This is a genomic window from Synechococcales cyanobacterium T60_A2020_003 (assembly GCA_015272205.1).
GTDB lineage: Bacteria > Cyanobacteriota > Cyanobacteriia > RECH01 > RECH01 > JACYMB01.
On the sequence record JACYMB010000351.1, the window covers coordinates 1 to 10,613 of the forward strand.

The window sequence follows — 10,613 nt, forward strand, 5'->3', positions numbered from 1 at the left end:
GATGATCAAGCTCAATATTGGTGATGACGCCGATATGGGGCTCAAATTTCACCAGAGAGCCGTCCGATTCATCGGCCTCAGCCACCAAGTAGTCGCCGACCCCAAAACGGGCATTGCCTTCCCATGCTTTAACTTCACCGCCAATGATGATCGTGGGGTCAAGTCCGGCTTTGTATAGGAGATAGCCCACCATGCTACTCGTTGTGGTTTTGCCGTGGGTGCCTGCGATCGCAATGCTTTTATATTCTTGAATTAAGGCCGCCAAGATGTCAGAACGGTGAAAAATCGGGCATCCTAGCTCCAACGCTGCGCGATACTCCGCATTTACCGTACTAATGGCCGTTGAGCAAACCACTTGGGGCAGTGTCGCGGTCGAGTTTTGATGCTCCGCCCCCGATTCGCTGTTAGGCATGGTGGTGCCATTGGAGTTCGCTTTGCGTGCCGAGGCTAATGGGCGATCGCCCTCTAGAAACCCGTCAAAATTGGATGCTTCTTGGCTCCAAAAAATGTGGGCTCCCTGGTTTTGCAGCCGCTCTGTGATGTGGTTCAGACGGATATCTGAGCCAGATACAGGCAATTGCCGCTTGGCGAGTATATAGGCGAGAGCTGACATTCCGATCCCACCAATGCCGATGAAATGGAACGGCCTCCCGCTGAAATCAACGGAATTCAGCATTCTAGCTCCTTGACACACCACACCACACCGATAACACGCGATATCATAGCAAGATTTGCTTTTCTACGGAATTCTAGCTGGAACGTTTTGAACTAATGCAACCCAGATCTCAAGGCGTGCCCATAGGGGACAGGGAAATCCGTACAGGCAGGCAGAATGTTTGGAATAAAGTGTAGCTATAAATTTAGGCGATCGCGCTATAAATAGACAGCCAAGCCTAATTTTTTAACAACCCTACACTATCTGTGACTAGAATTCTTGCAAAATACGCACCCAATATAAACGCTTAATGACACTCAGCAATCTGGATGCATCCTACCAGGGCTTTGCGCTAAAAAGTATCTCAAGTATAAGTTGATGTTTGCAAGTGAGTGCCCATCAGGACGTAAGTATAAGTAGGAATAATATATAAGGCGTAAGAGTTTAGGATCTGGTTGTGAATGGGGATTGAAGTGGATCTAGGACGTTTGCAACCTCTGCTCAAGGAATAGACAGTAGAGGTAACTCAAAAGTCGCAAATGTAAGGTTTTTTAGTTCCGTAGACTCAAGTTCGATGCAATCGAGGGGCTGAACTGTTATTGGTCTGATCCTTGGGTCTCAAAAGTCTGCAAACTGAAAAACGTGAACTGAACCGGAAGGCTAAAAAACTGAAAAGCCCCGCAGCGCGAGGCTTTAGGTATGACTGTAGGTGGCGTTACGGCAGATAGCAGTTAGAACAGTGTCCCTCATGCTGACGAAATTAAGAGCAGCGACTATCCTACTGATGAATTAGCCCATTGTCGTGCTGCATGGGATTGCCGACGATTGGGGACATTCTCCAGCGGAATTGGCGATGGATCGCCATCAAAGCTGATTAAGGATAGGTATTCTGGATTCCGCATCAAATCCAGAGCAAAGAGGAACCCGGCAATGGTCCAGGTTTGAAAGCGGCGTGCTTCTTTGCCCATTAGCCGTCCACTCCGACCATCATAGTACTCAGGCCAGCCGTCCTGGGAAATATTGCGAGACGCGATCGCCAAGGCTTCAAAGGCGATTTCTTTGCGTCCGGTTTTAATGGCAGCACTCGCCAGCACCCACAGCAGCACAGGCCAATTCCCCCCGTTGTGGTAAGACCAGGGACGATTCTTCGGATCGCAGCCCGTCAACAGCTTCCACTCCATATCTTCCATAGCGGGATAGCAGATTTTCATGGGCATATGGCCGATGAGATCTTTTTGCCGCTGCTCGATTAAGGTCATGATTGCATGGGATTGGCGATCGCTCGCGAGCGATGTCACCACAGACATCAAATTGCCAAGGGAGAAGAAGCGACAGTCGAGATGGGATGGCCCCAGATTGCCCGCAAAATAGCCCCCATTGGTGGGTAACCACTCAATCAGTTGATGATAGGGAATCGAGTCTGAATAGATATTGAACTTGTTCAAGCCATGCTCGCCGTACTCTTCGACTCGATAGCGATAGATCTCGTTGAGCCGATCTAAATCCAGCCAATACTCATCCCGAATATGGCGCATCAACGGGAAGAGACGATTACGTGCGGCTTGGATGAAGTAGTGGTTGTCAGAGTTGTCCAGGAGCAACTCTAGAGCGGCTTTCAGCGCACCGTAGAACAAGGATTGAATTTCCAGGGGATGGCCTGCAATGCCCATGCGACGGTCAATCATGCACGCGCCATCGGGAACCAGCAACGTCGGGAACATATCAAATCGGGATACGAGACAGAGATCGAGAATGAGGCGAATCCCGGTTTGAAAATCCTCCCGATGCGCCAATTCAACATCGCCCGTAGCACGGACGTAAGCCCGCAGGAGCAACAGCCACCATAAGCTGGAATCCACAGGCGTCACTCGTCCGATGGCATGTTCGCCAAAATCCGCTTTCAACCATTGATTATCCGCACCAAATTCGACCTTGAAGCTGGCGGGCATGAGTCCAAAGCCAGGTTTGAAGAAGTCCCATTGTGGGTCTTTCACCTGAAGCAGCAACGTTTTTTCAAGAAAATTTCGCGCGATTTCCGGATATCCCCGGACTAAAAAGACGAGGGCCGGGGCAACAGAGTCGCGGATAAAGCATTGGTCGTAATTCAGAGGAGAAGCATCTGGATCGCAGGCAGCCAGCGTGCCAATGGGCTGATCTTGGTAGTAGATGATGGAGTCTTTGAGTAATTGCCAAGCTTCGAGTTCAAGGGACTGTTCAATATCCATAGGGCAACCTAAGCGGACGTGGTGGTATAAAGGGCAGAAAAGCCTAAGGGTTTAGGCTGGGTAGGGAACAATGGAATGCGAATTCAGCCAATTGGCCTACTGCAAATTAGTATTCCCGCAGCAGAAAACATGCACCCTTGGATCGGCATTGAAGTTTCGCCTTCGTTACGGAATAGATGGCTCGTTCACAGTAACGTGCCCAACAAAGCGGCCGCACGAAATGGGGCAGCAGTGGTCAAGTGACCATTGCAGGATGTGCAGTTGCATTTGTAGATACTGACAAAATAGACTGTGCTCTTGCAGCTAAGGCGTCAGAGGCTGCCCTGATAACTCAGCGCATCAGGATAACTCTGCATGGGTAGCGTGTTTAGACATCTACCTATTGGCTCGGTGCTTTAGACCAAGACCAATGCCCCGCTTCAAGGGCTGGAGTTACCCGCTCCTAGTCTCCTGGAGTCTACAGCAGAGCTTGGGAGAGTCGGGTTTGAAAAAAATACCTTACTTTTATCGTACAAAACGATCGCGTAATTTTGCGGGCGATCGCCGATGTCTTCATCAAAACATCAAGGATTCCGAAGATTTCATCGGTATGTTTGACCTAGTGAATCGACGTTCGTTGCATGAATGCTGGGTTAAGGCGTGGAGGGGATTGTCGCCTGTTGATCGTGGGCGTTGGGCAGATGGCGGCCAGAGTCAACGTGTAGGGCGATCGCCCATCTCCGGCAACGTTAGGGAACGGCGTTGAATTTCATCGCTGAGTGGGCATCTTGATAATCATTGGGGAACGAGTAATTCCCAGAACATATCACATCACGGAGACCGTCAGCATGCTATCGCGAATTTGGAGTGCATCGTTACTGGGGATTGAAGCGGTTAAGGTGGGGGTCGAGGTAGACATCGCCGGAGGGTTACCGGGAATTGTGGTTGTGGGGCTACCCGATACGGCGGTGCAGGAGTCGCGCGAACGGGTGCGAGCCGCATTGAAGAATGCGGGGTATGCCTTCCCGATGCGCAAAATTGTGATTAACCTGACCCCTGCGGACTTGCGTAAGGAAGGCCCCAGTTTTGATTTGCCCATTAGCATCGGTATTTTGGCCGCATCGGAACAGGTGAGCTTAGAGCGCGTCGAGGATTACCTGTTTTTGGGGGAACTATCCCTAGATGGGGCACTGCGTCCGGTGGCTGGCGTCCTGGCGATCGCCGCTACGGCGAAACAAATTGGCATGAAAGGCATCGTTGTTCCTGCGGATAATGCCCTAGAAGCGGCGGTGGTCGATGGGCTAGAGGTGTACGGATTTCAAACGCTGATGGAGGTGGCCGATTTTCTCAACCATCCCCAGCACTATACGCCCGTTGATCTTGGGAAACTGCAAGATTGGAAGCGATCGCCCACCCTGCAACTGGATCTCACCGATGTGAAGGGACAGGTTCAAGCCCGACGTGCCCTAGAAATAGCGGCGGCGGGCGGCCATAACCTGATCTTTGTGGGGCCGCCTGGGAGTGGCAAAACGATGCTGGCGCGACGATTGCCTGGAATTTTGCCGCCGTTGGGATTTGAGGAAGCCCTGGAAGTCACTAAAATTCACTCGGTGGCTGGATTGCTAAAGCAGCGAGGGGCACTGGTGAGCGATCGCCCGTTTCGCAGTCCCCATCATTCGGCATCGGGGCCTTCATTGGTCGGTGGCGGCAGTTATCCCAAACCTGGAGAAATCTCCCTAGCCCACCGAGGCGTACTTTTTCTCGACGAACTCACGGAGTTCAAACGCGATGTGCTGGAATTTCTGCGGCAGCCCCTAGAGGATGGCTATGTGACCATTTCCCGCACGAAGCAAACGGTTGCGTTTCCAGCACAGTTTACCCTGGTTGCTAGCACAAACCCCTGTCCCTGCGGCTATTTTGGCGATACGGTGCAGCCCTGTACCTGTAGTCCTCGGCAGCGGGAAAATTATTGGGCAAAACTGTCCGGGCCGTTGATGGATCGCATTGACCTGCAGGTGGCGGTGAATCGTCTCAAGCCGGAGGAAATTACGCAGCAGACCAATGGTGAACCCTCCAAAACGGTACGGGAACGGGTACAGCAGGCCCGCGATCGCTCTCGCCATCGCTTCCAGAATGAACCCCTGCGCTGCAATGCAGAGATGCAAAGTCGGCATTTGCGCCAGTGGTGTGCGCTGGATGACAGCACTCGAAATCTGTTGGAAGGGGCGATTCGCAAACTGGGACTATCGGCACGGGCAACGGATCGGATTCTCAAGGTGGGACGTACGATCGCAGATTTGGCTGGTGAAGAGAAAGTGCGATCGCCCCACATTGCCGAAGCGATCCAATACCGCACCATCGACCGCATGCAGTAGTTCGACTCAATGAGAGAATAGACAACGCAGATCCGGAGAACCTATGCCCCCCAAATTTGCGACGGCCTTAGCCTGGGAACAGGCCAACCTGATGATGCAACCCGCCCTGATTCGTGTGATTGACAATATCCGCAAGCATCTCGACGAGTCGGAGTGGACGGGGGCCTATGAGAACGTACTGCGCTTTCCGCCCGGAACCTCATCGGAGGAGCAGGCGCGGGTACAGTCGCTCCAGATCAGGCTAGAAGCGGGAGAAGGCGATCGCGAGGACATTCAACAGCAGCTTGCCCAACTTCCCCAGCCATACCTGGGCTATGAACTGTGTTTGAGCCAGGGCGATCGCCAGGTGCGCATTGACCTATGGGAACTGTGCTATCAAGTTTGTTTCCGAGCCTACGAACCGTCTCCTGATCCGCAAGCGACGCAACCCGTTGAAATCGATGAAACCTTGGTAAACGACCAAAACGAGTTGGATTGGCAACGTTTGGAAGAAAAGGCACAGCAGGTCGTTGCGTTAGTGTTTGAAACCCTTGCCGTGGACTAGTCTCTAGGTCTTGCCTGGAGAGGAGCCATTCTCAGAATCAGTCGCCCGCTGGAATTTGGAGAACTTGCCATTGTCCGTTGACCTGTCCGAGCAATAGCCTCGGAGCCAGGGCTTGGTAGACGTAGCGGTTACTGACATAGCCTGACGTTTGATTGGGCAGTAGAACAGGCGTCCAACCGTTGAGGGGGTGGGTGCGCTCTGTCCAAACCTCATCGGGAAGCGATGCGGCGGTGCGTTCCCAGATTTGGCGATCGAGCCTCACGACTTCGTTGCTTAAGGTGCCGACGACCTCACTTTCGGTAGTGGGGAGCGATCGCACATGGACGCGATCGCCAACGACTGCTGCATAGCTGATTTCATACTCAATGCCGGGAGTCGGGTCAGGATTGGGATACTGCTCCAGGAAGGCATTTCCCACATTGGCACAGAGCCAGACGGACGTGCCTGGATCGGCGAGGGGATAATCCTCAGCACTCAATTCATCGCAGCCGACGGCCAGGGCTTTCTCAAAAATCGCCCAAATCTCGGCATCGGGATTCGTAAATTCTAGATCCGCAAACGAACTGGGTCTGCCATAGCCAATGCTGACACCCGTTTCGGGAATGAGCTTAGCAACAAAATCAACATCACGAGTTTTCACTGCTTGGCGCAACTGTTCGCGGAATCGATAAAAGTCTGTACCGGGTTGAGCGGCATCGGATAACACCAAAGGCTTGCGGGGAAAGGCATCCACCGGGGTGCGATCGGGAGTCGGCGTTACGGGAACGGAATGATCGACAACGGGGGTATTTGAAGGTGTTGGGGTAGACATTGGGGTGTTGAGTGCGATGGATAGAGGGGATTCATCGGTACGCGGACTGGGTAAGGATTGGGGGCTTGATGCTTGCGGTTGAGCATTGGACGAATTCAGCCTGGCTAGGGCAAGTCCTAACCCCGTAGTTGCTGACACAACGAGCGTGGAAACAATTAGGAGAATTGGGTAGGGTTTCATTGTTTGAACAGGGCTTCCATCGGCCAGGACATCATACTTCCAGCCTACAAAGGGAGTCCCGATGTATTTCGGATGGCCTAGACCAGTCTGTGCAGTTTCACACGATGGGGAACTCTGGATTCGTCGCAGAACTCGGTACAATCCAAAATAGCGATCGCCCCTGTGCAGCCAAACGGTGCGCCAATGGACCAGGTGGCATAGTCAGAGAAATGTAGGAAACTAGGAGGTCTTGGCATGGTGCAAGCGTTACGCAACGTCCAGGAAGCGGCTGGGGGGCAGGTAATTCCCTCGGCGACCCTGGATGCCGTACCCAGTTATGGCAATGACGCGATCGCCCTAGACGCTGCAAAAACCGGAGTAGCTCTCTACGATGCCTCCCATTGGGGGCGGATTCAGGTTGCCGGAGAGGATCGCCTCCGCTTCCTGCACAACCAGACCACCAACACTATTCAGATGCTCCAGCCAGGGCAGGGGTGTGAGACGGTATTCGTCACCTCCACAGCCCGCACCATTGACCTCGTTAGCCTCTACGTCCAGGCGGACGATATTGTGCTGTTGACCTCGCCTGCTACCTGCGATTCCCTGACGGCTTGGATGGATCGCTTCATCTTTCCATTTGATAAAGTCACGCTTAAAAACATCACAACGCAGACGGCCTGTTTTCGGTGTATTGGCCCCCAAAGTTTGGAATTGCTATCGAAATTGGGCGCAGATTCCTTGGCGGATTTGGTGTTGAATGCCCATACTGAGGTCAAACTTCACGACATTTCGGTACGCATTGCGGCGGGAACTGGCCTTTCCCTCCCTGGCTATACCCTCTGGTGTGACGTAGACGGTGCTGCCGAGGTGTGGACTCAGCTTTGCAACGGTGGCGCAGTACCCCTTGGTGAGACCGTGTGGGAACGCCTCCGGATTGAGCAAGGGCGTCCAGTTCCGGGGCAAGAGCTAACCGAGGAGGTGAACCCTCTGGAAGCAGGACTCTGGCACACGATTTCCTTTGAAAAAGGATGCTACATCGGTCAAGAAACGATCGCCCGCTTGAATACCTACAAAGGCGTAAAGCAGCAGCTTTGGGGGATTCACCTAGACGCGATCGCCCCTCTCGGCTCAAAAGTGTTGCTGGATGGTGAATCTGTGGGCTATCTGACCAGTGCCGTGGAAACGGAAACCGGAACGATCGGACTAGCCTATATTCGCACCAAGGCGGGGGGATCGGGCTTGGCGGTGACGGTGGACGGTGTGGCAGGCCGAATTGTGGATGTGCCCTATTTGCAGCATGATTATCCTGAACCTTCGCAGACAAGCTAGGCGATTCCATGACGGTCAAACAACGATGCTTCGTTCGCTCAGCGAGATGGATCAACGGGTTGAGTCTGTTCGTGCTGGGATTCGGAATTTTGGGACGCTCGGTGGCGATCGCCCAGACCACTGCCGCTGACTATCGCCAGATGGGATTGGCCTATCGGCAAGCCGGAAATTTCCCAGAGGCGATCGCGGCTCTCCAGGAAGCTGTGAACTTAGCCCCCGATGATGTAAATGGTCGGGTGTTGCTGGGTTGGACGCAGCACTTAGCTGGAGACTCCGATGCCGCGATGCAAACCCTGCGCGATACGGTCTACCTCGATCCGCTTTCGGTAGAAACCGCGAATGCCTTGGGGATTGTCTACCTGGTGCGGAATGACTTGTCCGATGCGGTGTTAGTGCATACCTGGGCCGCCCTCCTCAAGTCCGACAACGAAATTGCCTACTATAACCTCAGTCTTGCCTATGAGCAGATGGGACGATACGACTGGGCGATCGCCACGGGTGAACGCGCAACCGAGCTAGAACCGTGGAATCCGCATCCCTGGGTAGCCTTGGCGATCGCCCACTGGAGCAACGGTGATGTTAAGCAAGCCCAGGAGATCTATCGACAGGCGATCGCCGTAGATGGACGCTACACCGATGCAGCATTCTTGGACTACTTAACCGAAGCTGCCTTTAGTCCAGAGCAAATTGAGCGGGCAAAAACGGTTTTGAATGCAACGTAGACCTTAAGTTAAGTTGACCCATCGAGAGGCTTCGCGTACCCTAATCCCAAGAGTTGAATCTACTGCTGTATTGTTGAGCGATCGCCATGACTACGCCCCCACCCTCTGACCGTCGCTTTGATGCGGATGAATGTATCGCTGTTGTGGTTGCCCTCGCAGCGATGGGTGGCATCCTGTTCTGGGGACTGCGCCGCGCTGATCCAAATCTTTCCTGGAATATCCTGGAAACAGGTCGCACCTCAGAGTCGGATGCCGCCACGCGGGCATCAATACCGTTTCCCCCAGAACCTACTCCTCGGCGGAGCATTCCAGCCGAGTCGTCCGCCCCAAATTCTCGCGCAGAGATTGCCGTGGAGGAAGAGCGGCGATCGCCCCAGACCAGTATTACGACCCAGCCATCGGCCACACCTAACGCGATGGCTCCCAGTCCTACGGCTTCCCCTTCCGCCGAGGTTTCAGTCTCGCCCCAGCCTTCACCCACTGTGCCCGCCGCAACGCCTATTCCAGAAATTAGCTTCCCTGACGTTTCACCCGACTACTGGGCCTATCCCTTTGTAACCGGATTGACAGCAGAGGGGATGGTCAAGGGCTTGCAGGATGGCACGTTTCAGCCTGATGCTCCTATGACTCGCGCTCAATTTGCCGCAGCATTACAAGATGCATTTGAGCTGCAAGATAATCGATCCCCCATGGCCTTTTCGGATATTTCCTCGGATTATTGGGCGAATGATACGATTGATGCTGCTATAAAAAGCAATTTCATGAGCGGCTATCCTGACAATACCTTCAAGCCGGATCAGCCGATTTCGCGCCTAGAAATGCTGCTGGCTCTCTTTAGTGGTCTAAAATTGCCTCCGGTCAACGATCCCGGCCAGGTGTTAGCGGTTTATCCAGATGCGGCCGAAATTCCGGGCTATGCAGTTCCAGCGATCGCTGCCGCCACTGCAGCAAAACTCGTTGTGTTGCCTCCGGGGCAAACTCAGCTTCAGCCAAATGGTACGGCAACACGGGCCGAAGTTGCATCGAGCCTCTATCAGTCGCTTGTATTCCAAGGACAGGCTGATCCTATTGACTCGGACGCAATTGTGACTCCCTAAGCGCAGCGATCTCACCCTACCAAGGGTAGTGCAATGGCGTAGAGCCATCCATGAATATCCAGCGCAGAGGGTATAACCCCTAGGGGTTGACGCCCTTGTTGCGTGGGTCACCGTGACTTCATACCATTGTCAGAATACGCTCTCCCTAGCGCACAAATGGCAGCGATTTTCCCCAAAACATGTGGACTCGTACCATCCTAGCGTTGCGTTTGTTGTGATTGAGATGAACTTGAGTTAGAGGATGGGATTAAAGGACAACCTAGATGGCGTAATTCGATTGAGGTGAGCCCAGGCTCGACTCCAGGGGGGATTACGGATTTTTTTCTGGCAAAAAATATTAAAACTGAAAGGTTCCTGAGGAAGTATGCGGGGGGAAGCCCCTGGGTAGAGGTGCCGTCTCCATCCCCCGATCTCAACCGTCTCAACCGTTGCTATAGCTGTTGGCATTGCTCTGAAAATAGACACGCCTTTTCATTCTTGGGGGTGACGCCACCGCGTCATGGACGATTGGTCTGGCCGTCTGTAAGGGCGATCGCTCCAGCGTTGTGTCCGTTTACAGCGGTATCCGCAGAACCCTTAGAGTGATCGGTTCTTGTTCGGAAACAGGATACTGCCACAGATTACAGCTACAGTCACTCAGACTTAAGGCAGGATTAGGAAATAATTAAGGTGATCTTGTGACATCCTCCCGACGCTCACCCTATCGGGTAGAGCGCG

Annotated in this window: 9 protein-coding genes; 6 read left to right on the forward strand and 3 right to left on the reverse strand. The window is 53.3% G+C overall.

Annotated elements, in window-relative coordinates; translation table 11 throughout:
* Both IGR76_17300 and IGR76_17305 read right to left on the reverse strand, forming a co-directional pair.
* Positions 1–676: UDP-N-acetylmuramate--L-alanine ligase (locus tag IGR76_17300; GenBank protein ID MBF2080217.1), on the reverse strand; the 676-nt coding region annotated here is incomplete at its 3' end.
* Between the two features lie 752 nt (positions 677–1,428).
* Entirely contained in the window at positions 1,429–2,880 is a 1,452-nt protein-coding gene (locus IGR76_17305) for a glycoside hydrolase 100 family protein (protein MBF2080218.1), read from the reverse strand.
* An 827-nt stretch (positions 2,881–3,707) separates the two neighbouring features.
* On the opposite strand from IGR76_17305, the gene IGR76_17310 reads away from it, so the two are divergent.
* Together IGR76_17310 and IGR76_17315 are read left to right on the forward strand one after the other, a co-directional pair.
* Positions 3,708–5,234, forward strand: a complete 1,527-nt coding sequence (locus IGR76_17310) for a YifB family Mg chelatase-like AAA ATPase (protein MBF2080219.1) — start codon at positions 3,708–3,710, stop codon at positions 5,232–5,234.
* Between the two features lie 43 nt (positions 5,235–5,277).
* Positions 5,278–5,778: a hypothetical protein gene (locus IGR76_17315; GenBank protein MBF2080220.1), complete on the forward strand. Its 501-nt coding sequence runs from the start codon at positions 5,278–5,280 to the stop codon at positions 5,776–5,778.
* A 37-nt stretch (positions 5,779–5,815) separates the two neighbouring features.
* Here IGR76_17315 and IGR76_17320 read toward each other — a convergent pair whose 3' ends face one another.
* The gene (locus tag IGR76_17320) at positions 5,816–6,727 is read right to left on the reverse strand and encodes a hypothetical protein (GenBank protein ID MBF2080221.1); all 912 of its coding nucleotides are present in this window, start codon (positions 6,725–6,727) and stop codon (positions 5,816–5,818) included.
* A 276-nt stretch (positions 6,728–7,003) separates the two neighbouring features.
* Here IGR76_17320 and IGR76_17325 point away from each other — a divergent pair, with 276 nt between their 5' ends.
* The 4 genes from IGR76_17325 (at position 7,004) to IGR76_17340 (ending at position 10,481) form a co-directional block, all read left to right on the forward strand.
* Entirely contained in the window at positions 7,004–8,077 is a 1,074-nt protein-coding gene (locus tag IGR76_17325) for a folate-binding protein YgfZ (GenBank protein ID MBF2080222.1), read from the forward strand.
* A gap of 8 nt (positions 8,078–8,085) precedes the next feature.
* A complete protein-coding gene (locus IGR76_17330) occupies positions 8,086–8,799 on the forward strand; it encodes a tetratricopeptide repeat protein (protein ID MBF2080223.1) in 714 nt (237 codons plus the stop codon).
* Between the two features lie 86 nt (positions 8,800–8,885).
* Entirely contained in the window at positions 8,886–9,896 is a 1,011-nt protein-coding gene (locus IGR76_17335) for an S-layer homology domain-containing protein (GenBank protein MBF2080224.1), read from the forward strand.
* Between the two features lie 390 nt (positions 9,897–10,286).
* Positions 10,287–10,481 carry a hypothetical protein gene (locus IGR76_17340; protein MBF2080225.1) on the forward strand — a complete coding sequence of 65 codons (195 nt, stop codon included), beginning with the start codon at positions 10,287–10,289 and terminating at the stop codon, positions 10,479–10,481.
* Positions 10,482–10,613 lie beyond the last annotated feature (132 nt).

Bases quoted from the DNA above. Each gene is read 5' to 3' on its own strand.
- IGR76_17305 (MBF2080218.1), bottom strand. From the start codon at position 2,880: ATGGATATTGAACAGTCCCTTGAACTCGAAGCTTGGCAATTACTCAAA.
- IGR76_17310 (MBF2080219.1), top strand. From the start codon at position 3,708: ATGCTATCGCGAATTTGGAGTGCATCGTTACTGGGGATTGAAGCGGTT.
- IGR76_17315 (MBF2080220.1), top strand. From the start codon at position 5,278: ATGCCCCCCAAATTTGCGACGGCCTTAGCCTGGGAACAGGCCAACCTG.
- IGR76_17325 (MBF2080222.1), top strand. From the start codon at position 7,004: ATGGTGCAAGCGTTACGCAACGTCCAGGAAGCGGCTGGGGGGCAGGTA.
- IGR76_17330 (MBF2080223.1), top strand. From the start codon at position 8,086: ATGACGGTCAAACAACGATGCTTCGTTCGCTCAGCGAGATGGATCAAC.
- IGR76_17335 (MBF2080224.1), top strand. From the start codon at position 8,886: ATGACTACGCCCCCACCCTCTGACCGTCGCTTTGATGCGGATGAATGT.